The following is a 22000-nucleotide window of genomic DNA, read 5'->3' on the forward strand; positions in this document are numbered from 1 at the left end:
CGCGTATCGAGACCCCAACGAGGAGGAACCATGACCGAGATGATCGAACACTGGATCGACGGGGCATCCGTCGCCGGCGACTCAGACCGCAGCGGGCCCGTCTACAACCCGGCCCTCGGCATCGAGCAGAAGCGCGTGCGCTTCGCGTCGACCGTCGACGTCGACGTCGCCGTGCAGGCGGCGGCGCGCGCGTTCCCCGCGTGGCGCGACACTTCGATCGCGAAGCGCCAGCAGGTGATGTTCGCGTTCCGCGAGCTGCTCAACGCCCGCAGCGGTGAGCTCGCCGCCATTCTCACGAGCGAGCACGGCAAGGTGCTCTCGGATGCCGCGGGCGAGATCGCCCGCGGACTCGAGGTCGTCGAGCTCGCCTGTGCGATGCCCGGTTACACGAAGGGCGAGTACTCCGAGAACGTGTCGACCGGCATCGACGTGTACTCGACGAAGCAGCCCGTGGGCGTCGTCGGCATCATCAGCCCCTTCAACTTCCCGGCGATGGTGCCGCTGTGGTTCTTCCCGCTCGCGATCGCGACGGGCAACACGGTCGTGCTGAAGCCGTCGGAGAAGGACCCGTCGGCGGCGGTGTGGCTCGCCCGCTTGCTCCAGGAGGCGGGCCTGCCCGACGGCGTGCTGAATGTCGTTCACGGTGACAAGGTCGCCGTCGACGCGCTGCTCGAGCACCCCGTCGTGCGCTCGATCTCGTTCGTCGGCTCGACGCCGATCGCGAAGTACATCTACGCCACGGCGACCGCGAACGGCAAGCGGGTGCAGGCCCTCGGCGGTGCCAAGAACCACATGCTCGTGCTGCCCGACGCCGACCTCGACCTCGCCGCCGACGCGGCCGTCAACGCGGGCTTCGGCTCGGCCGGGGAGCGCTGCATGGCCGTCTCGGTCGTGCTCGCGGTCGACTCGGTCGCCGACGAGCTGGTCGCGAAGATCGGCGAGCGGATGTCGCGGCTCACGACCGGCGACGGCACCCGAGGCTGCGACATGGGGCCGCTCATCACGCGCGAGCATCGCGACAAGGTCGTGGGCTACCTCGACGTCGCCTCATCCGACGGGGCGACAGTGGTCGTCGACGGTCGTTCGGTCGCGATCGACGGGGAGGCCGACGGGTTCTGGCTCGGCCCGACACTTGTCGACAAGGTGCCGCTCGAGTCATCCGTCTACCGTGACGAGATCTTCGGGCCGGTGCTGTCGATCGTGCGGGTCGACGGCTATCAGGAGGGTCTCGACGTGATCAACGCGTCGCCGTACGGCAACGGCACGGCGATCTTCACGAACGACGGCGGCGCCGCCCGGCGCTTCCAGCGCGAGGTGACGGTCGGCATGATCGGCATCAACGTGCCGATCCCGGTGCCGGTCGCGTACCACTCGTTCGGCGGCTGGAAGGACTCCCTCTTCGGCGACGCGAAGGCGTACGGCCCGCGCGGCTTCGACTTCTTCACGCAGGAGAAGGCGGTCACCTCGCGCTGGCTCGACCCGAGCCACGGCGGGCTGAACCTGGGGTTCCCGCAGCACGAATAGGCTTCGGAGGCGAGGGTGATGCGCCTGATGCAGTAAACTTGCATCATGCGCACCACCGTGTCGATCGACGATGAGCTGCTGGCCCGAGCCAAACGCCGGGCAGCAAGCCGAAATCTCACGCTCGGCCAGTTCGTCGAAGAGGCGGTTCGTCGAGATCTGCTGGCCGATGACACGCCCCGGCAGCCAGTCGAACTGCCGGTGTTCGCCGGGGGCCGGGTGCGTCCCGGTATCGACCCGTCATCGAATCGCGACCTCTACGACGCGCTCGATGAAGAGGGTGTCATCAGGTGATCGTCGTCGACGTCAATGTGCTTCTGGCGGCGCATCTCAGTGAACACGTCCATCACGATCGCGCGCTCGGATGGTTGACGAACGCGCTCGCACACCCCGGCGAAGTCGTGATCCCCGATCTCGTGTGGGTCGGGTTCCTGCGGATCGCGACCAACCGGCGCATCTTCGAGGTTCCGTCGACGACCGCTGCCGCGGCGGCATTCGCGGCGGCGGTCGCCGATGCGCCGGGCGTGCGCCGTCTGCCGGGCCACCCCGACGGCATTTCGCCGTTCCTCGAGTTCAGTGTCGATGCCGGGGCGTCCGCAAACCTCGTGCCCGACGCGTATCTCGCCTCGCTCTGCCGATCTCTCGCATGTCCCATCGCGACATTCGACAACGACTTCCGCCGTTTCGACGGACTCGAGATCATCGTGCCGGCGTGACGTCTCAGAGGTCCGTCTGACCGGCCGTGCTCAGCGCGATGCCGCCCGTGCCGAGAATGCCGTGATCGCCGCCTGCGCGTCGCGCGTCTCGAACGCGGCCCCGATCGTGCGCGCCTCGTCGTCGAGAGCTTCGGCGAACGACCGCTCGAGCCCGGAGCGCACGAGGCGCTTCGCCTGACCGAAGGCGCCCGCGGCACCGCGCAGCCACGACTCGGTGATCTCTCGCGCCCGTACCTCGAGCGCCTCGGGCGCGACGACCTCGGTGACGAGTCCCCAGTCGAGCGCTTCGGCCGCCGAGAGCGTGCGCGAGGTCAGGGTGAGCTCGAGCGCCCGCCGCGTGCCGATCGCCTCGGGCAGGAGCGTGCTCACTCCGCAGTCGGGGGTCAGCGCGACATCCGCATATCTGCTTGCGAACGTCGCACGCTCGGAGGCGACGACGAGGTCGGCGACGAGCATGAAGCCGAGGCCGCCGCCGGCGACCGGACCCTGCACGGCAGCGACGATCGGCTTGGCGCTCGCGCGCAGCACGCGGTGACCATCGTGGATGCGGTCGGCGAGCGCGGTGATGACGGCTCCGGCGTCGGGCTCCCCGGTGGCGAGCTGCGACATTGCGACGACGTCGCCGCCCGCGCAGAACGCGCGTCCGTTCGCGTCGAAGAGCACCGCACCGATGTCGTCGCGCTCGGCGATCTCGTGCGCGAGCGACTGCCACCGCCCGATCGCCTCGGGGTCGACGGCGTTCAGTCGAGCCGGCCGGTTGAGGGTGATGCGGGCGAGCCCGTCGGTCACATCGAACAGGATCGCATCATCGCTCATGAACGTGGAGTCTACTTCGCCGCTCACGAGTGGCCCTGACGGGTGCGCGGTGGTTCACCCGGCCGCGTGCGCCTGCTCGAGCCGCGACGCGCGGGCCACGAGCACGTCGAGCACCGTGCGCACGGCGAGGCGCTCCGAGACATCCGGCCGCACCAGGGCCACGACCTGTCGAGCGGATGCCACGCCGCGCAGCGGCTTCAACACGATCGAATCGGGCATTGCACCCGACGTGAATCTTGGCACGAAGGCGATGCCGAGGCCCGCCTCGATGAAGGCCTCGATGATGCGCATGTCGCTGAATCTCTGGCTGACCGTGGCACGCTGGCCGGCCTGCTGCTCGATGGCGTGCAGGATGCGTTCGAACGGGAAGCCGGGTGGCACGCCGATCCAGGTCTCGTCGACGAGGTCGGCGGGTGTCACGTGCGCGCGGGCTGCGAGCCGGTGGTCGGCGGGCAGGCCGATGTCGAGCGGTTCGGTGAGCAGCGGTACCGCCCTCAGGCCGCGGCCGCCCCACGGAAGCACGCCCGGCATGGTGTGCGCGAGCACGATGTCGAAGTCGGAAGTGAGATCGGCGAACTCGGCGAGCTCGGGGTCGAGGTCGGTGGCGCGCACGACGAGGCCGGCGACTTGCGCCAGGTCGGCGAGCACGGCCGGCAGCAGGGTGGCACCGATCGTGGGAAAGGTGAGGAGCGAGACCTCGCCGCTCGGGTGGTTGCGGAACTCGTCCCAGAGGGCGGTGGCGTGCTCCAGCGCGATCGCGACATCCGCGGCGCTACGGGCGAGTGCGTGCCCGGCGCTCGTGAGCACGACGCCGCGCCCGCTGCGCTCGGTGAGAGGCATGCCGGCTTCTCGTTCGAGCACTTTGAGCTGTTGCGACACGGCCGACGGGGTGCGGCCGGTGGCCTCGGCAACTGCGGTGACGCTTCCGCGTTCGGCGAGCTCGCGCAGCAAGTCCAATCGGCGTACGTCCATGTAGTCAAACTACATCGTCATTGTAGAATCGTGAGCTTGTTCTGCATGGTTTTCCGCGGTTCAATAGTGATATCGAACACGTGCAACGGCGCAACGATCGCTCGATCCGCTCCTCGCTCGTTCTTCGAAAGGAACCACCATGCTCAGCATCTTCGTGCTTCTCGGCGGCGTCTCCGCCGTCGCCATCATCGGCTCGATCGTCGTCACCGCGCGTGACGGCTACCGTCGTCAGCCGCGAGAGACGTTCGCGCGCACCGTCTAGGCGCCGTCGCGAACCCCGGGGGTCCGTTCCCGGGAGTGCAGGGCCGCTGCGCGGGGGTGGGACTTCTCCACCTGTGAGTGCGGCCCTCTGCAGGGCCGCTGCGCGGGGGAGGGACTTCTCCACCTGTGAGTGCGGCCCTCTGCAGGGCCGCTGCGCGGGGGAGGGACTTCTCCACCTGTGAGTGCGGCCCAGTGCAGGGCCGCTGCGCGGGGGAGGGACACCCCGCGGGGCGGCCCTTCGTCATGTCGGCTGCGCGCGATGCGCATCGGGATGTACTGGGGGGATCCCGATGCGTGGGGGGTCTCGATACGCGTCCTCCTGCGTCGGGCGCTACTCGACCAGCGAGCGTCCTCCTTCGGCGAGGGATCCTCGACATGGCTGACAGTCTGGGGCTAGCGTGTGCCCAAGGGCACGACGTTTGGGGGAACGATGGCGCACGTGGTCGCGACCGGCGCAGGCAAGGCCATGATGGAGCGGCGTGCTGACCCGACGCACGACTACATTCTGAAGCTCACCGGCAAGGAGCGCCCGCGGGTGCTCTTCGTCGGCACGGCGACTGGCGATGACGCCGCATACATCGTGAGCTTCTACACGACCTACGACTCCGATCGGTGTGCACCGCACCACCTGCCGCTCTTCCATCGCGCCGTCGACGACCTCGCGGGCTTCGTGAAGGGCTTCGACGTCATCCACGTCGGCGGCGGCAACACCGCCAACATGCTCGACGTCTGGAAGCGTCAGGGTCTCGACGAGATCATGCGCGAGATGTGGGACGACCCGTCGTCGAACACGGTCTTCACCGGCGGCAGCGCCGGCGGTATCTGCTGGTTCGAGGGCGGTACGACCGACAGCTACGGGCCGACGCTGCAGGTGCTTCCCGAGGGGCTCGGCTTCCTGCACGGCAGCTTCTGCCCGCACTACGACGCCGAAGACCAGCGGCAGCCGCTCTTCCATGCCTCGCTGCTCAGCGGCGAACTCGCAACGGGCTACGCCGTCGGCAACCTGCAGTCGGTGCACTTCGAGGGCTCCGAGTTCGTCACCGCGATCAGCCCCGTCGAGAACCCGCTCGCCCTGAAGGTCGAGGCGGTCGACGGCGAGATCGTCGAGACCGGGCTCCCGGTGCAGGTGTTGGAGAGTACCGGCCCCGACGCGCAGGGCCCCTCCTCGTGAACGACAACGTGTGGATCCTCGTCGCCGAGCTGATCGTCGTCGTCGCCGCGATCTTCATGGGCACCCGCACGAGCGGGATCGGACTCGGCGTCTGGGGTCTCGTCGGCGTCGCAGTGCTCATCTTCGTGTTCGGGGAGGCGCCCGGCAGCGCGCCGGTCGACGCGGTGTTCATCGTCATCACCGTCATCACCGCGGCATCCGTCATGCAGGCCGCCGGAGGCATCGACTGGATGGTGGCGGTCGCCGCGAAGGTGATCAAGAAGCGGCCGAGGTCGGTCGTCTTCCTGGCGCCGGCGATGTCGTTCCTGTTCACGGTCGGCGCGGGCACGGGCAACATCTTCTACCCGCTGCTGCCCGTGATCTACGACGTGTCGTACCAGCAGAAGATCCGCCCCGAGCGAGCACTGTCGGTCTCTGCGGTGGCCTCGCAAGTCGGCATCCTCTGCAGCCCGGTCTCGGCCGCGACCGCGTCGATGGTCGTGCTGCTCGCGCCCCAGGGCGTCGATCTCGGCAAGCTGCTGCTCATCATGTGGCCGGCGTCGATCGCCGGACTCGCCGTGGCCTCCATCGTGATGGTGCGCAAAGGAAAGGACCTCGAGGACGACCCCGAGTTCCAGCGTCGCCTGGCTGCGCACCTGGTGCAACCGGCCGTCCACGTCGACGTCGACAAGAAGCTGCCGCGCACGGCGGTGCTCTCGGCATCGCTGTTCCTCGCGGGCGTCGGCGTGATCGTGCTGTTCGGCCTCTTCGAGGGCATTCGCCCGATCGTCGGCACCGATGACGACGGCGACCCGGTGCGGGTCAGCATCACCGTCATCATCGAGGTGGTCATGGGCGTCATCGCGGCGCTCATCTTCGTGACCTGCAAGGTCAAGGCGTCGGATGTCCCGAAGCAGTCGACGTTCCCGGCCGGCATCGTGGGTGCGATCGCGCTCTTCGGCATTGCGTGGCTCGCGAACACGTTCGTGGCCGCGAACACCAACCTCATCGTCGACGGCCTCGGGGCGCTCGTCTCCGGATCTTCGGCGTTCCTCGGCGCACTGCTCTTCGCCTTCGCGCTCTTCGTCGTCGCAATGCTGACGACGAGCCAGTCGAGCGCGACGAATGCGATCGTGCCGATCGGCATCACGATCGGGCTGCCCGCGTCGCTCCTCGTCGGCCTGTGGCCGGCCGCGATGGGAATCTACACGCTGCCCGCCAACGGCAGTCAGGTGGCCACGGTGTCGTTCGACCAGACCGGCACGACGAGGATGGGCAAGTTCGTCGTCGACCACTCGTTCCAGCTGCCGAACCTCATCTACATCGTCGTCGCGATCATCATCGGTGTCGCGCTCTCCTTCGTCATCGTGTGATGGTCGAGCCGGCCGACCGGACCCTGCTCCGCGAGTTCCTACTCGGGCTCGCGAAGGGCATGAACGCGGCCGCCGACTCCGTCGACCGGATCGGCGACACGCTCGTGGAGGTGTCGCAGGCGTATGGCCACGATGACATCGAGCTCACCGTGTTGCCGACCGTGATCATCATCCAGACGGGTGAGGGGGAGCAAGGCCGTGTCGCGATCCGATCCACGGTGAACGCCTCGTTCCGCTTCGATCAGATCGCCGCGCTCTACCGCCTGATCGACCACGCGAAGCGCGCGGAGATCGACCCGGGCGAGGGCATCAACCGGTTGAACGCGATCGGCGCGATGAAGCCGACCTACGGATGGTTCGTGCGCACGTTCGGGCATGCGCTCCTGACCACCGGGCTCGCCCTGCTGCTCGCGCCGTCGTGGCAGGGGGCGCTCGTCGCGTTCGTGCTCGGCGCAGCCATCGGCGTCGCCAAGCTCGTGCGCTCGCCGACGCTGCAGATCGTCTTTCCGGTCTTCGCCGCGTTCCTCTGCGCGCTCGCAGTGTTCCTCCTCGCACCGCACTTCGCGATCGGCGACCCGATCCGCCTGCTCATCGCACCGCTCGCGACGTTCCTGCCGGGCGGCGTGCTGACCACGGCCGTCGTCGAGCTCGCGGCAGGGCAGATGATCGCCGGCGCCTCGAGGCTCGTCTTCGGGTTCGTGCAACTCGCGCTTCTCGCCTTCGGCATCCTCGCCGCGGGCACGCTCGTCGGCGTAGGGAACTCGGACTATGTACCGCTCGCGACCGATGCGGACACTCCATGGTGGACGGCGGCCATCGGTGTGCTGCTCTTCGCGATGGGCAACTACCTGCACTTCTCGGCGCCGCCGCGTACGTTCCGCTGGGTGCTGCTCGTGCTGCTCGTCGCCTACACCGGCCAATTGATCGGCGCGGCGCTCATCGGGTCGGTCGTGAGCGGGTTCATCGGCGCGCTGGTGATGACGCCGGTCGTGCTGTGGATCGCGACCCTGCGGCATGGTGCTCCGTCGCAACTGACCTTCCTTCCTGCCTTCTGGTTGCTCGTGCCGGGGGCGGCGGGCCTCGTGGGCCTCACCGAGGCGATCGGCGCGAGTCGCGGATACGCGGACTTCGCCCAAGCGGTCATCTCGATCATGTCGATCGCGCTGGGCGTGCTCATCGGCACCGCCCTCTACCGGGTCGTGCATCAGGGCGCCGAAGAGCTCGCCGACTTCCACATCGATGCGCCGGCCCTGCTCACCGAAGCGGAGATGCCGCCGTTCTGGGCGCGCCTCGTGCCTGGTACGCCGCGCTCGTTCTGGGGGCGTCGGCACCGGCGACCTGCGGTCCGCGATCGAACGGATGCCTCGTCGACACCCCCGGATGCGGGGACATCTTCCCCTTCCTCTCAGGCAACCGGGTCGTAGAGTATTCGGGTGACCCTCCTCCACCCTCAGCCCATCGACGCCGCGCGCGCCCAGTTGATCGACTTCATCGCGGCCGACGCCGTGTTCCACGGGGACTTCACCCTGACGAGCGGCAAGAAGGCCACCTACTACGTCGACCTCCGCAAGGTGAGCCTCGACCACCGCGTCGCGCCGCTCATCGGGCAGGTCATGATCGACGTCATCAAAGAGGTGCCCGATGTCTTCGCCGTCGGCGGCATGACCATGGGCGCCGACCCGATCGCCGCCGCGATCCTGCATCAGGGTGCCGCGCAAGGCCTCGAGTACGACGCGTTCGTCGTGCGCAAGGAGCCGAAAGACCATGGTCGTGGCAAGCAGGTCGAAGGTCCCGACCTCGACGGCAAGCGGGTCATCGTGCTCGAAGACACCTCCACGACGGGCGGCACGCCGTTGCAGGCGATCGAGGCGCTGAAGAAGGTCGGTGCCGAGGTCGTCGCCGTCGCGGTGGTCGTCGACCGGGGCACCGGTGCCCGTGAGGTCATTGAGGCCGCGGGGGTGCCCTACCTCTACGCCATCGGGCTGGAAGACCTGGGGTTGGCCTGATGAGCGGCGACGGGCAGGGCCTGGGGGGCGACGGCGCCGATTGGCTGCTCGCCCAGTTGGCGAACGGCGATGCGCCGCGCCGTGACGTTCCCCCGCTTCCGCAACCTCCCGTCGCCCCGCCCGCCCCGCCTGTCCAGCAGGTTCGGCCGGCGTCGCCTCCGACGCCGGCGCCGCGCCGTGAAGAAGTACTCGACTGGTTCTCCGAGGCTCCGGCCCAGTCGACGGATGCCGCGACCCGCGCGCTGCCCGTCGTCGGCACGCCGACCCCCCAGCCGCCGGCAGCGCCGGCAACACCTGAGCCCTCCGACTTCCCCTCGTGGACGCCGCCGTTCGCCGTCGGTCAGCAACAGCCTCCTGCGGCAGCCCCGGTGTACCTGACGCAGGTCGAGCCCCCGGTCGGGGCGCCTTCGGCCTCGGCACCGCCCCCGGGTCCACCCACTGCTGCACCATGGCCGCCGGTCGCACCCGTCGCTCCGGCGACTCCGCCCTCCCCGGCGACTCCACCCGGTCCGGTGACTCCCACCGCGCCCTTCGCGCTGACGTGGGGCTCGAACGAGTTCGAGTCCGAAGACGCGATTCGAGCGGCGTTCCGCAGTCTCTCCGGCACGTCGGCCACTCCTTCCGACGTCGCACCGTCCGCAGCGCCCGTCGCTCCCGTTGCACCCGTTCCGCCGACTGCACCGGTCGCGCCGGCGACCAGTGGTGTCGAGCCTCCGTTCGCCGGCTTCGCGCAGCAGCCGCCCGTCGCCCGGCAGTCGTTCGCCCCGGTGCAGCCGGTCGCAGAGCCTTCGGCACCGGCGGCCCCCGCGCCGGTCCATCCGACCGCACCGGCGTCGGCGCCGGCCGGATGGGACGTGCGGTCCCCGCGCACCCCTTCACCGGCTGCGGGCTACGACAACGAGGATGAGCGGTCGCCGCGGACACCGTCTCCGACCGCCCGCTACGACCAGGAGCTGTGGGCCGCGCTGAACGAGCCCGACCCGGCACCGATCCCGGTCGCCCAGCCCCCGCAGCAGGCGGTACCGCCCGTGCAGCAGGCCGTACCGCCCGTGCAGCAGGCCGCCCCGGCTCGAACGGACCATGGCCGGTTCGGTGCGTTCGCAGCCGAGACGACCGACCCGTTCGCGGCGCTCACCGCCGCGACGGCCGTGCCGGTGCAGCCCGCATCGCCGCCGCCGCCCCCGGAGCCCTCGCCCGAGTATCGCGTTCCGGCCGCCGCGCCGCTGCCGCCGGCTGCCGCGCCGCTTCCTCCGGCTGCCGCGCCGCTGCCGCCGGCCGCGGCACCCCTTCCACCGTTCGCAGCACCGCGTCCGCCGGTCATTCCGCAAGCGGCAGCTCCGTTCGCCCCGCCGGTTGCGCAATGGCGGCCCGCCGAGCCGCAGTATCCCGCTGCCGCGGCGCCCGCCCAGACACCCGTGCCCGAGTCGCACCTGGGCTTCCCCTTCATCGAGCTGCAAGGTGCGGGCCGCGATCAGGAGAACGCGCAGGTCGGCGCGCGTGCGCGCGAGGCGGATGCGTTCAACACGACGCCGTTCCCCGCGTTCGCGTCGGCCGGTGGAGGCGTCGACGACCCCACGCGGGAGCCGCCGGCACCCGTCGACGACCTGCTCGCCTCCCTCGGAAGCGGCGCACCGCGAGGTCGCGAGGCGGTTCCGCCCGCACGCGATCCGTACGGTGCCGCGAACCCGCAGTACCCGGCGAACCCGCCGACTGGGCCGATGGGCCTCGACGCTCTCGGACTCGATTTCGACGACGACGATGCAGACGTCGGCGAGCAGCGGCACGACGAGTTCGATGACGAACCTGCTTCCGGCATCCGTGGCCGATTCTTCGGTCGTGGCCGCGCCGACGACCCTGAGCCCGAGTACGACGACTCGCCGATCGCTCGCGACACTGACGAAGCCGGCTACCTCTGGAACCTGACGCCCGATCCGACGGCCGAAGACCCGAAGTCGAGCCCCGAGGCGGTAGCGACCTCGTTCCTCCCCAGGACCGAGTTCGAGCCCGAGCCCGAGTTCCAGCCAGAACCGGCGTTCGAACCCGCGGCGGAGCCCGAGTGGTCGTTCGGCCATGATGCCGAGCCCTTCATCGACGACGAACACTTCGCTCCGGGCGCTGCGACGGTCGCCTTCCCCATCGTCGGCACGTCGTCGCCGGCGAACCAGCAGCACGGGGCATCCGACGATGACTCGCTCTCCTCGCTCTTCGGCGGGGTCGGGGCCGCGGGCGCGGGCGCAGCGGGCTCGAATGCCCCGTTCGCTGCAGCTGCGACGGGTGGGTATCCACCAGCCGGCGGGCGGGCTCCTGCCCCGAGCACCCGTGCCGCCGGAGATGGCATCGGCCCGATGCGCACCGGAAGCGGCATCGGGCCGCAGCGCACCGGAAGCGGCGGCGGCAATGGCGCCGGGGGCGGCGCGAACGGCGGCAGCACCCCGGGCACCCCGAAGGGCGGCAATCGCACGATGCGCACCCTCATCTGGGTCGCCGGCGGTCTCGTCGTGCTGCTCGTGATCGTCGGGCTGTACTTCCTCGGCACACAACTCGCGAGTGGCAATGACGGCGGTGAGCAGCCGTCGGGCAGCGCCTCGGAGACGCCCTCGGAGACCCCTTCGGCGGCTCCGACTGCCGTACAGCCCGCCGGAGTGCACCCATGGGACACCCTTTTCGGCGGCGAGTGCGTCGACCCGTTCGTCGGCGTCTGGGCCGAGGAGTTCACCGTCGTCGACTGCGCGGCGCCGCACGCGGCCCAGCTCGTCTATCGCGGTACGCTGCCCGGTGACGCCGCGGCGCCGTTCCCGGGTGAGGCCGAGCTCGGCGCACAGATGGCAGGTCTCTGCACCGCCGCCGGCATCATCGACCAGGGTCTGGTCGCCGGCATCCCCGATCTGCAGGTGACGGGCAGCTTCCCGGTGACCGAGGAGCAGTGGGCGGCGGGTCAGCGCAGCTACTACTGCTTCGCGAACCGCGCGGGCGGTGAGCCGCTGACGGGGTCGATCAATGGGCCCGGTCCGGCGGTCTGACGGGCATGAGCGCGGACGCGGTCGACGCCGCTGGCATCGCTGACGCCGCTGACGTCGCGCGTGGCCCGGTCGTCGTGTTCGGCTCGCTGAACGTCGATTCGACGAGTTACGTCGAGGCGTTCCCCGCGCCCGGCGAGACGATCCTCGCCCGCGACTTCAGGGTGGCGCTCGGCGGCAAGGGCGCGAACCAGGCCGTCGCGGCCCACGTCGCGGGTCTCGAGGTCGAGTTCGTGGCGTGCATCGGCGACGATGCGAGCGGCGCGTTCGCCCGCGCGACCCTCGAGCGCCTGGAGCTGCCGACGACGACGGTGCGGCAGGTCGCGGATGCTCCGACCGGCGTCGCCCAGATCACCGTCGCCGCCTCGGGTGAGAACACCGTGATCGTCACGGGCGGCGCGAACCTCGCGCTCACGCCCGCGGTCGTCGACGCGGAGCGCGAACGCGTCGCTGCTGCGGCGCTCGTGCTCACGCAGGGCGAGCTGCCGGTGCCGACGATCGAACGCATCGGCGCAGTGGCGGCGGCCCTCGGAGTGCGGTTCGTGCTGAACCTCGCACCGCCGGCGCCCGTCTCGGCCGAGACCCTGCGCGCGGCCGATCCGCTCGTGCTGAACGAGCATGAGGCGCGAGCGGTCGGCATCGGCACGGATGCCCCGGCGGGCGCGACCCTCGATGATTGGCGTGGCCTCGCGGCATCCGCAGCCGGCGGCATCGCCCGCTCGGTCGTCGTGACGCTCGGTGCAGCGGGTGCGGTCGCGGCCGACGCGGCCGCATCGTGGGCCGTCGCGGCTCCGCGCGTGACCGCGGTCGATACGACCGGTGCCGGCGACGGATTCACCGGCACCCTCGCGGCCTTCCTCGCCGAGGGGCGCACGCTGCCCGAGGCGCTGCGCATCGCCGTTGCGGCGGGGGCGCTCGCCGTGCAGGCGCGCGGCACCGTCGACTCCTATGCGCCGCGAGCGGCGATCCTCGCTGCCGCTGCCGCTGCCGCTGCCGCTGCCGCTGCTCCCGCGGTCACCGACTCGTGAGGAGCGCCCGCGGATGAGTATCCCCGTGATCCTCGACTGCGATCCCGGTCGCCACGACGTCTTCGCGCTGTGGCTGGCCGCGGGGCAGCCGTCGCTCGACTGGCTCGCCGTGCTCTCTGGCCGAGTCCGACCGTCCGGCGTAGGGTGACGGTATCGAAGAAGGAGCGACCATGGACTGGACATTCTGGCTGGGACTCGTCGCGGTCGCTGTCCTGTGGGGAGTCACGCAATGGGCGTTCTCGCTGCGGCGGCACTCCGAGAAGACTCGCGGCGCCGATCGCGAGGCCGCAGACGCGATGCTCGAGGCCGAGCGCGGCAAGGAGCAGGGCCGCTACTGGTCGGGCTTCTGAACTCCGGCCGATGGCGACGATCACCGCGAGCGTCGGGTCGTGCAGCGCATTCGCTCGACCGCGTCGCTAGAGCTCGGTCTCGGCCGGTGCCTCGCGCACGAGTTCGGCGACGCCCGAGAGGATCTCGTCGGGCCGGAACGGGTACTTCTCGATCTCGGCCAGGTCGCTGATGCCGGTCATCACGAGGATCGTGTGCAGGCCGGCCTCGATGCCCGCGACGATGTCGGTGTCCATGCGGTCGCCGATCATCGCCGTGTTCTCGGAGTGCGCGCCGATCTTGTTGAGCGCCGAGCGGAACATCATCGGGTTCGGCTTGCCGACCACGTAGGGCTCCTTGCCCGTGGCCTTCGTGATGAGCGCGGCGATCGCTCCGGTCGCGGGCAGCGGGCCGTCGGCACTCGGGCCGGTCGCGTCGGGGTTCGTGACGATGAACCGCGCACCCTTGCCGATCAGGCGGATCGCCTTCGTGATCGCCTCGAACGAGTAGTTGCGGGTCTCGCCGACGACGACGAAGTCGGGCGCGGTCTCGGTCATCACGAACCCGGCGTCGTGCAGGGCGGTGAGGATGCCGGCCTCGCCGATGACGAAGGCCGTGCCGCCCGGCACCTGCTGCTTCAGGAAGTCCGCCGTGGCGAGCGCCGAGGTCCAGAGGCGGTCTTCGGGCACGTTGAGGCCCGACGCGCGCAGCCGCGCCGACAGGTCGCGCGCGGTGAAGATGGAATTGTTCGTGAGCACGAGGTAGGGCGTACCGGCGTCCTCCCATTGCTGCAGCAACGCGCCCGCACCCGGCAGTGCGTGGTTCTCGTGCACGAGCACGCCATCCATGTCGGTCAGCCAGCACTCGACTTCTTCACGTCGTGACATGTGCTCCAGACTATGCCGCGGAGGTCACGGACAGATGACGTTCGAGAGGCGAGTGGATGCCGCGGCGCGGCGTTCGCGGGGCCATGGCCCCGCGTGATCAGTGCAGGAGCGCGCGCCAGTCCGCGGGCACGCGGCCTTCGGGCCCGGGCGCCGGCTGGTCGTCGGGGCGGGCGAACGGGGGACTCAGCGGAGTCGACTTGGCCGATGCCTCGGTGACGTAGTCCCAGAACCAGTGCTCGCCTGGCTCGAACGACGTCGCCACGCGGTGACCGGACTCCTGCGCATGCCGGCGGGCGTGCTGCGCAGGCGAGGAGTCGCAGCATCCGACCTGGCCGCAGTCTACGCAGCGGCGCAGGTGGAACCACCAGCCGCCTCCCTCGATGCAGTCGCCGCATCCGGTACCGGTGGGCGGCGGCGCGAACTCGCTCACGCGAACACCTCCGCGGCCGCGAGTGCCTGATGCACCGAGGCGACCGCGCTCGATCCCTCGCCGACCGCGGCGGCCACGCGCTTCATCGAGCCCCGCCGCACGTCGCCGGCGGCGAACACCCTCGGCACCGAGGTCTCGAACGGCAGCGGCATGCGATCGAGGTCGCGCCACGGGTCGCCGAGGCCGACGACGTCGGCGCCGGTGTGCAGGTAGCCGTCGGCGTCGCGCTCGAGGCCGCCCAGCCAGTCGGTCGCGGGCACGGCGCCGATGAAGCAGAACAGGCCGCGGCACTCGACGGTCTGCTCGACGCCGCCGCTGAGCGTGATGCGCTGGAGACTGCCTTCACCCTCGAGCCCGACCACCTGCGTGCCCGTATGCACGTCGATGCGCACATCGTCGGTGATGCGATCCACGAGGTAGCTCGACATCTGTCGCCCGAGGTCGTCGGCGCGCACGACGAGACGCACGCGGCATCCGTTCGCAGCGAGGGCGAGTGCGGCCTGACCTGCGGAGTTCGCACCGCCGACCACCACGACCTCGGCGCCCGCGACCTGGCGAAGCTCGAGGGTCGAGGCCGCGTAATGGATGCCGAAGCCCTCGAACTCCTTCCACCGATCGAGGTCCAGCGACCGGTAGGACACGCCCGTCGTGACGATGAGGGCACGGGCACGCACGACCGCCCCGTCGCCCAGCGTCAGGTGCAGGGCGTCGGCGTCGGCCTCGAGCCGGACCGCCTCGCACGGCGCGATCACGTGCACGCCGAACTTGATCGCCTGCAACGACGCCTGTGCGGTGAGGTCGTCGCCGCTGACGCCGAAGGGGAATCCCAGGTAGTTCTCGATGCGGGAGGTCGCCGAGGACTGGCCACCCGGCGCCACAGCATCGAGCAGCACGGTGCGCAGCCCCTCCGAGGCGCCGTAGATCGCGGCGGCGAGCCCGGCCGGCCCGGCACCGACCACGGCCAGGTCGACGGTGGCGTCGTCTTCGGCGGCGTACGCCAGGCCGAGCACCTCCGCGAGCTGTCCGGGAGTGGCGTTCGGCAAGTTCTCGCCCTGCACGACCGCGACGGGCAGGTCGTCCGTCGAGACTCCGTGGTGCGCGAACACGGCCGCCGTCTCGGGGTCGTCGATGTCGGCCCACGTGTGCACGAGGTCGAGCCGCTCGGCGTACCGTCGCAGCGTCACGGCCTCGCGCGAGCGGCCGGAGCCGATGATCTTGAGCGTCCACGCGGCGGGTCCGCGCCGCAGTTGTTCGCGCCTCGCCCAGAGCGTGCGCAGCATGAGGTCGCAGAGCTCATCGTCTTCGGCCATCAGGCGTTGCAGCGACTCATGGTCGATGCGGTGCACACGGCCGGCTTCGACGACGCGCGCCGTGAGGAACGCGCGCTGCCCGTTGAGCAGCCCGAGCTCGCCCGCGAACGACCGCGGGCCGAGCGTTGCGATGCGTGTCTCCTCGATCCACTTGAGCGGTTCGCGAACGATGTCGACGGTGCCCGACTCGACGAGGACGAGGTCGTACCAGCGGTCGCCCGCCGCGAAGAGCACGTCGCCGGTCTGCGTCGGCGTCGGCGCGCCGTAGCGCAGCATCCGTTGCCACTGCGCATCGGTCGGTTCGGGGATGGTTCGGGTTCGTGTGGTTCCCATGACTCCATCGTGCATGACGAATGCGATTCGCGGGAGGGTCGGTCCCAGATCAGGCCGTCACCCAGATCGCGGCGGCGACTTCGGCGGGCAGGTCGACGTCTACGTCGGCGGCGCCGAGCACCCGCAGGCGAACCTGGCCGGCTGCGACATCCGCGACCCTGATCTCGACACCCGGGCGGATGCCACCGCGCTCGAGTGCTCGCAGCACGGCGGGGTCGCGGTCGCTGATGCGCAGCACCGTGCCGCGGTGGCCGCTCGGAGCTTCGGCGAGGAGCACGGCCGGCTCGCGCTCGAGCGTGCCGTCGCCCGCGGGGATCGGGTCGCCGTGCGGGTCGTGGCGTGGCCGGCCGAGGCGCGCGTCGATCGCCTCGAGCAGCCGGTCGGAGATGACGTGCTCGAGGATCTCGGCCTCGTCGTGCACCTCGTCCCAGCCGTAGCCCATCTGCTGTACGAGCCAGGTCTCGATGAGGCGGTGCCGTCGCACGACGGCGAGGGCGCGGGTGAGGCCGAGATCGGTCAGGCGCACGGCGCCGTACGGCACGTGGGCGACGAGGCCGGCCGCGGCCATCTTCTTCACCATCTCGGTGACCGACGACGGGGCGACGCCGAGGCGCCCCGCGAGCACCGACGGGGTGATGGGGTCGGGCTGCCACTCGGTGTGCGCGTACACCGTCTTCAGGTAGTCCTCGATCGCGGGGCTCGTTGCAGGCATCGGCCTCAGGATATCCGGCGATGGGGGGTCGAGATTTCTGCGCCGTCAAGGCCGCGATGGATGAATCGTGTCAATTCGTCCGCCGCCGTCTTGACCCGTCCCCGTTCGGAGGCTACGTTCGAGTCCGTACGGAAAGCGCTATCCCACTGACGGGCTGCACGCCCAGACAAGGATTCGACGATGAATCTCGGTACCCATCCGTTCCGCAGCGCGCTGGCGGTCGCCGCAGCCGGCTGCCTGATCGCCGGTGTCGCGCAACCCGCGAATGCCGCGCCGGCATCGCCCTCCGCGTCGGCATCGACTGCCGCGTCAACCGCCGCGTCAACCGCCGCGTCGGCCGTCGCCGCGCGCACCGGCGGCACCGGCGCCCCGACCGGCGCTCCCCAACTCGAGGAGCTCGACCGCGGCCTCGTCGCCGTCTCGACGAGCGAGGGCGTCTTCCTCAGCTGGCGGCTGCTCGCCTCCGAGGCGACGGGCGCGACCGAGACCGGCCTCGCCGGCCCCGACTTCGCGGTCTCCCGCGACGGCACCGAGATCGCCGTCGTCACCGACAGCACGAACTTCGCCGATCCAGACGGCAGCGCGAGCGCGCAGTACACCGTCGCCCCGGTCGTGAACGGCGTCGAGCTCGAGGCGAGCGCCGCGGCATCCGCTTGGTCGCAGGGTTTTCACGACCTGCCGCTGCAGAAGCCGGCCGACGGTGTGACGCCGGCCGGTGAGGCGTTCACCTACTCGGCCAACGATGTCGCGGTCGGCGACGTCGACGGCGACGGCGCCTACGAGTTCGTGGTCAAGTGGGACCCGTCGAACTCGAAGGACGTCTCGCAGGTCGGCTACACCGGCACCGTCTACCTCGACACCTACGAGCTCGACGGCACGCTGCTGAACCGCATCGACCTCGGCGTGAACATCCGCGCCGGCGCGCACTACACCGAGTTCACCGTGTACGACTTCGACGGCGACGGCCGCGCCGAGACGATGATGAAGACGGCGCCCGGCACGAAGTCCACGGGTTACGCCGCCGATGGCAGCATCACGAACGAGGGCTTCGTCACCATGCCAGAGGCGGATGTCGCGGCGGGATACACGCACGCCGACGACTACCGCATGAGCGCCGCCGACTACCACGAGCACCTCGTGGCGATGTTCGAGGGCTGGACGGAGCATCCGGAGGTCGTCGCAGGCAATTGGCCGGCGACGCTCGAGGAGGCGTTCGGCGCGCCCGTGACGCACGAGTATCCGCTCTCGCACGAGAGCGCCGTCGAGCTCGTCGACTACTTCATCGACGTCTACGCACCGTCGCGCAGCGCCCGCAACGTGCTGCGCAACTTCGAGGGCTTCATCCTCGACGGCCCCGAATACCTCACGGTCTTCGACGGCGCGACCGGTGCCGAGCTCGAGACCATCCCGTACGAGCCCGGTCGCGGCGACGACGGCCTGCTGTGGGGCGACTACGCGATGTCGCGCATCGAGCCGGGCAACCGCGTCGACCGCTTCCTCGCGGGCGTGGCGTACCTCGACGGCGAGCACCCCTCGGCGGTCTTCGCCCGGGGCTACTACACGCGCTCGACGATCGCGACGTACGACTGGGACGGCGAATCGCTCACGCAGCGCTGGTTCGTCGACAGCGGCCACGTGCCGATGACGAACCCGTTCAACGACGGCCCGCACGGGCGCGACGGCACCGACCCGGTGTACGGCTCGATCACGACGCAGGGCTTCCACTCGCTGAGTGCGGCCGACGTCGACGGCGACGGCAAGCAGGAGATCGTGTACGGCTCGGCCACGATCGATGACGACGGCGGGCTGCTCTACAGCTCGTACGATGTGCTGCCCGAGGGCAGCTCGGCTCCCGGCACCGAGGCTCGACTGGGTCACGGCGACGCGATGCACGTCACCGACATCGACCCCGCGCGCCCCGGCCTCGAGATCTTCGCGGTGCACGAGGGCGCGACCGGCGCTCCGTACGGCACGTCGATGCGGGATGCCGCGACGGGCGAGGTGCTCTTCGGCGCCTACTCCGGCCGCGACACGGGCCGCGGCATGATCGGCGACGTGCGCGCCGACGTTCCCGGCATCGAGGTGTGGTCGAGCATGCCCGGCGGCACCGAGGCGAGCGGGCTCCTGTCATCGACCGGCGAGGTGCTCTCGGCAGCGACGCCCGGCACGAACATGTCGATCCGCTGGGCGGCCGACCTCACGACGCAGCTCGTGAACGGCAGCGGCACCGCGACCCCGACGATCGACGACTGGACCCGCGGCACCCTGCTGACGGCCACCGGCACGCTCACGAACAACGGCACGAAGGGCAACCCCTCGCTCGTCGCCGACGTGTTCGGCGACTGGCGCGAAGAGCTGCTCGTGCGCACGACCGACTCGAGCGCGCTGCGCATCTTCACGAGCACCGAGGTGACGACGCACAAGCTCACGACCCTCATGCACGACGTGCAGTACCGAGCCGAGTCCGCCCGCCAGCAGACCACCTACAACCAGCCGTCGTACACGAGCTACTACCTCGCGAGCGACGTCGACTGGTCGAAGGTGCCCGTGCTCACGACGCCGGTCGAGCCGAAGTCGCCGCGCTTCATCGACGTCAGGGGCTACCTGCTCGACTTCATCTTCGTGCCGTTCGATCGTGACGTCGACTATTACCTCGACGGCGAGCAGCTGCGCGCCGGCCTGCACAAGGCGCCGCGCTCCGACGTGAGCATCGTCGCGGTGCCGAAGCCGTACCGCGCGATCGCCGAGGGGGCCGAATCGACCTGGACCCACGACTTCAGCTCACGTCGCTGAGCCGCCGGGTGCATTGAGACCGACCGCCCCGAGTGCCGCATCTTCCGTGCCGGCGCTCGGGGCGGTCATCTGTCTCGGGCTCACGCCCCGCTGAGCACGAGCCAGAGCAGCACGCCGTTGAGTGCGATCAAGAAGACGGATGCCGCGACTCCCGACGCGGTCGTCGCCCAGTGGTTCTTCCACCGGCCGAGCACGCCGGCCTTCGCAGTGAGCACGACGAGCGGCACGAGCGCGAACGGGATGCCGAACGAGAGCACGACCTGGCTGAGCACGAGCGAGAGGGTCGGGTCGAAGCCGAGCCAGAGGATCACGAGCGCCGGGATCAGGGTCACGAGCCGGCGGAAGATCAGCGGCACCCGCACGTGCAGCAGCCCGTGCATGATCTCGGCGCCCGCGTATGCGCCGACCGAGGTCGAGGCGAGCCCCGAGGCGAGCAGGCCGACGGCGAAGAGGGTCGCGATGACCGGGCCGAGCGCGACTCCGAGCGCGGCGTACGCACCCTCGAGGCTGTCGGTGCCCTCAACGCCCGAAAGATTCACCGCGGCGAGCAGCAGGATGCAGAGGTTCACCGTGCCGGCGATCGCCATCGCGATCGACACGTCCCAGCGGGTGGCGCGCACGAGCACGCCGGTCGGCACCTCGGTCGCCGTGCCGGGCGCCAGCTCCGGCGCGGCCGTGCCGCGCTTGATGCCGAAGCCGTGCCACGCGATCTTGTTCGCTGCGACGGGTCGGGCGCGCCGGGTTGCGAAGCGGTCGCGAGCGAGCGCGGAGTGCGCATAGATGGCGTGCGGCATGATCGTCGCGCCGAGGATGGATGCGGCGAGCAGCACCGAGTTCGTGTCCGCGAAGCGCGGCACGAGGCCGGCGAGCAGACCCGCGGGGTCGGGCGGGGCGACGAAGACGCCGACGGTGAAGCCGATCGCGATGATCGCGAGCAGGCCCATGATGACGAACTCGAAGGTGCGCGGGCCGCGCCGCGACTGGAGCACGAGCAGCACGATCGACACGGTGCCCGTGATGAGCCCGCCCCACAGCAGCGGCACCCCGAAGAGCAGGTTGAGCGCAACGGCGCCGCCGATCACTTCGGCAAGGTCGGTCGCCATCGCGACGAGCTCGGCCTGCAGCCAGTAGGCGCGGCGCCCCCAGCGGTTGCGGATGCGGCCGCCGAGCACCTCGGGAAGGCTGCGCCCGGTGACGATGCCGAGCTTCGCCGAGAGGTACTGGATGAGCCACGCCATCACATTGCCGAGCACGACCACCCAGACGAGCAGGTAGCCGTACTGCGCGCCGGCAGTCATGTTGCTCGCGACGTTGCCCGGATCGAGGTAGGCGACGCCCGCGACGAGGGCCGGGCCGATCAGCCAGGCGACGCGGGGCACGGATGTCGCGCGCTTCGCGTTGCCGGCGGACTCGGGTTCGCCCGGGGCATCCGTCGACCGCACCTGATCGTCGAGCTCGTCGTCGAGAGTTTTCGGCATACCGAAAACGTAGCAAAATTTAGGCATACCGAAAACCCCCATCGCGCGTTTCCCCCACACGCCTCCGCACCTGGATTGCACACGGTGGCGGGTAGCGTGGGTTCGTGAGCGAAGAGCCGAACGACGAGCCGAGTGAAGTGGATGTCCCCGAGCCCTCGCTAACCCACGGCGTCGGCCCGTGGCCCGGCGGCGAGGCGGAATGGCCCGCCGACGAGCACTTCGACCCCGAGCTGCTCGAGCACGGCGACACCCGCAACGTCATCGACCGCTACCGGTACTGGCGCATGGACGCGATCGTCGCCGACATCGACGAGCACCGGCACCCGTTCCACGTCGCCATCGAGAACTGGCAGCACGACATGAACATCGGCTCGATCGTGCGCAGTGCCAACGCGTTCGCCGCCGACACGGTGCACATCATCGGCCGCCGCCGCTGGAACAAGCGCGGCGCGATGGTCACCGACCGCTACCAGCACGTCGAGTACCACCCGGATGTCGCGGCGTTCGCCGAGTGGGCGCACGGGGCATCCGTGCCCGTCATCGCCGTCGACAACGTCGAGGGCGCCGTGCCGATCGAGGCGTTCGCGTGGCCCGAGCGCTGCGTGCTGCTCTTCGGGCAGGAGGGTCCGGGGCTCTCGCTCGAGGCGACCGAGGCCGCCGATGCCATCGTCGAGATCACGCAGTACGGCTCGACCCGCTCGCTCAACGCGAGTGCCGCGGCCGCGATCGCGATGCACTCCTGGGTGCTCACCCACGCCGTGCCCGCGTCCATAGGCCCGTCGATCGAGTAGGGAGCACCAGCGAGCGTATCGAGATCTGGAGTCTCGATACGCTCCTCCGTCGCTACTCGACCAACGGGCGGCGCGTGCC

21 protein-coding genes are annotated in these 22000 nt (G+C 70.3%); 14 read left to right on the forward strand and 7 right to left on the reverse strand.

Annotated features, from left to right (window positions below; translation table 11 throughout):
- The first annotated feature begins 30 nt into the window (after nt 1–30).
- Genes AC1C2R_RS09980 through AC1C2R_RS09990 form a run of 3 tightly spaced genes read left to right on the forward strand, consistent with a single transcriptional unit; the run spans nt 31 to nt 2237 of the window.
- Nucleotides 31–1524, forward strand: coding sequence for a CoA-acylating methylmalonate-semialdehyde dehydrogenase (locus AC1C2R_RS09980; protein WP_495379818.1), 1494 nt, complete (start codon nt 31–33; stop codon nt 1522–1524).
- A 45-nt stretch (nt 1525–1569) separates the two neighbouring features.
- The gene (locus AC1C2R_RS09985; protein WP_495379819.1) at nt 1570–1815 is read left to right on the forward strand and encodes a hypothetical protein; all 246 of its coding nucleotides are present in this window, start codon (nt 1570–1572) and stop codon (nt 1813–1815) included.
- Nucleotides 1812–2237, forward strand: coding sequence for a TA system VapC family ribonuclease toxin (locus AC1C2R_RS09990; RefSeq protein ID WP_495379820.1), 426 nt, complete (start codon nt 1812–1814; stop codon nt 2235–2237). The genes AC1C2R_RS09985 and AC1C2R_RS09990 overlap by 4 nt, the downstream gene beginning before the upstream one ends.
- A 30-nt stretch (nt 2238–2267) precedes the next feature.
- On the opposite strand, the gene AC1C2R_RS09995 is transcribed toward AC1C2R_RS09990, so the two are convergent.
- Nucleotides 2268–3053: an enoyl-CoA hydratase/isomerase family protein gene (locus AC1C2R_RS09995; RefSeq protein ID WP_495379821.1), complete on the reverse strand. Its 786-nt coding sequence runs from the start codon at nt 3051–3053 to the stop codon at nt 2268–2270.
- 54 nt (nt 3054–3107) lie between these two features.
- Nucleotides 3108–4025, reverse strand: coding sequence for a LysR family transcriptional regulator (locus tag AC1C2R_RS10000; protein WP_495352326.1), 918 nt, complete (start codon nt 4023–4025; stop codon nt 3108–3110).
- A 139-nt stretch (nt 4026–4164) separates the two neighbouring features.
- Between AC1C2R_RS10000 and AC1C2R_RS10005 the strand changes: the two genes are divergently transcribed.
- The 9 genes from AC1C2R_RS10005 (at nt 4165) to AC1C2R_RS10045 (ending at nt 13210) form a co-directional block, all read left to right on the forward strand.
- On the forward strand, nt 4165–4287 hold the full coding sequence (locus AC1C2R_RS10005; protein ID WP_495352327.1) for a hypothetical protein: 123 nt from the start codon (nt 4165–4167) through the stop codon (nt 4285–4287).
- Nucleotides 4288–4716: 429 nt separating this feature from the next.
- On the forward strand, nt 4717–5457 hold the full coding sequence (locus AC1C2R_RS10010; protein WP_495379822.1) for a Type 1 glutamine amidotransferase-like domain-containing protein: 741 nt from the start codon (nt 4717–4719) through the stop codon (nt 5455–5457).
- Nucleotides 5454–6809 carry an anaerobic C4-dicarboxylate transporter family protein gene (locus AC1C2R_RS10015; RefSeq protein WP_495352329.1) on the forward strand — a complete coding sequence of 452 codons (1356 nt, stop codon included), beginning with the start codon at nt 5454–5456 and terminating at the stop codon, nt 6807–6809. Before AC1C2R_RS10010 ends, AC1C2R_RS10015 begins: the two co-directional genes overlap by 4 nt.
- Nucleotides 6809–8233, forward strand: coding sequence for a threonine/serine exporter family protein (locus tag AC1C2R_RS10020; protein ID WP_495352330.1), 1425 nt, complete (start codon nt 6809–6811; stop codon nt 8231–8233). The genes AC1C2R_RS10015 and AC1C2R_RS10020 overlap by 1 nt, the downstream gene beginning before the upstream one ends.
- A 33-nt stretch (nt 8234–8266) precedes the next feature.
- Nucleotides 8267–8815: an orotate phosphoribosyltransferase gene (gene pyrE, locus AC1C2R_RS10025; protein WP_495353230.1), complete on the forward strand. Its 549-nt coding sequence runs from the start codon at nt 8267–8269 to the stop codon at nt 8813–8815.
- Nucleotides 8815–11835, forward strand: coding sequence for a hypothetical protein (locus AC1C2R_RS10030; protein ID WP_495379823.1), 3021 nt, complete (start codon nt 8815–8817; stop codon nt 11833–11835). The genes pyrE and AC1C2R_RS10030 overlap by 1 nt, the downstream gene beginning before the upstream one ends.
- A 5-nt stretch (nt 11836–11840) precedes the next feature.
- Nucleotides 11841–12860, forward strand: coding sequence for a ribokinase (locus AC1C2R_RS10035; RefSeq protein ID WP_495379824.1), 1020 nt, complete (start codon nt 11841–11843; stop codon nt 12858–12860).
- A 13-nt stretch (nt 12861–12873) separates the two neighbouring features.
- A complete protein-coding gene (locus AC1C2R_RS10040) occupies nt 12874–13008 on the forward strand; it encodes a hypothetical protein (RefSeq protein ID WP_495379825.1) in 135 nt (44 codons plus the stop codon).
- A 22-nt stretch (nt 13009–13030) separates the two neighbouring features.
- Nucleotides 13031–13210: a hypothetical protein gene (locus AC1C2R_RS10045; protein WP_495352334.1), complete on the forward strand. Its 180-nt coding sequence runs from the start codon at nt 13031–13033 to the stop codon at nt 13208–13210.
- 66 nt (nt 13211–13276) lie between these two features.
- Here AC1C2R_RS10045 and AC1C2R_RS10050 read toward each other — a convergent pair whose 3' ends face one another.
- From AC1C2R_RS10050 to AC1C2R_RS10065, 4 genes are all read right to left on the reverse strand, one after another.
- Nucleotides 13277–14074 carry an HAD-IIA family hydrolase gene (locus AC1C2R_RS10050; RefSeq protein WP_495352335.1) on the reverse strand — a complete coding sequence of 266 codons (798 nt, stop codon included), beginning with the start codon at nt 14072–14074 and terminating at the stop codon, nt 13277–13279.
- 97 nt (nt 14075–14171) lie between these two features.
- Nucleotides 14172–14504: a UBP-type zinc finger domain-containing protein gene (locus AC1C2R_RS10055; RefSeq protein WP_495379826.1), complete on the reverse strand. Its 333-nt coding sequence runs from the start codon at nt 14502–14504 to the stop codon at nt 14172–14174.
- Nucleotides 14501–16147: an FAD-dependent oxidoreductase gene (locus AC1C2R_RS10060; protein WP_495352337.1), complete on the reverse strand. Its 1647-nt coding sequence runs from the start codon at nt 16145–16147 to the stop codon at nt 14501–14503. The genes AC1C2R_RS10055 and AC1C2R_RS10060 overlap by 4 nt, the downstream gene beginning before the upstream one ends.
- A 49-nt stretch (nt 16148–16196) precedes the next feature.
- Nucleotides 16197–16859 (reverse strand): metal-dependent transcriptional regulator, encoded by a 663-nt coding sequence (locus AC1C2R_RS10065; RefSeq protein ID WP_495352338.1) that lies wholly within the window; start codon nt 16857–16859, stop codon nt 16197–16199.
- A 180-nt stretch (nt 16860–17039) separates the two neighbouring features.
- Here AC1C2R_RS10065 and AC1C2R_RS10070 point away from each other — a divergent pair, with 180 nt between their 5' ends.
- Nucleotides 17040–19652 (forward strand): rhamnogalacturonan lyase, encoded by a 2613-nt coding sequence (locus tag AC1C2R_RS10070; protein WP_495379827.1) that lies wholly within the window; start codon nt 17040–17042, stop codon nt 19650–19652.
- Between the two features lie 80 nt (nt 19653–19732).
- On the opposite strand, the gene AC1C2R_RS10075 is transcribed toward AC1C2R_RS10070, so the two are convergent.
- Nucleotides 19733–21130 carry an Nramp family divalent metal transporter gene (locus AC1C2R_RS10075; protein ID WP_495379828.1) on the reverse strand — a complete coding sequence of 466 codons (1398 nt, stop codon included), beginning with the start codon at nt 21128–21130 and terminating at the stop codon, nt 19733–19735.
- Nucleotides 21131–21234: 104 nt separating this feature from the next.
- Between AC1C2R_RS10075 and AC1C2R_RS10080 the strand changes: the two genes are divergently transcribed.
- Nucleotides 21235–21921 (forward strand): TrmH family RNA methyltransferase, encoded by a 687-nt coding sequence (locus AC1C2R_RS10080; protein WP_495379829.1) that lies wholly within the window; start codon nt 21235–21237, stop codon nt 21919–21921.
- Nucleotides 21922–22000 lie beyond the last annotated feature (79 nt).

The organism is Agromyces sp. Y182, from assembly GCF_059445385.1.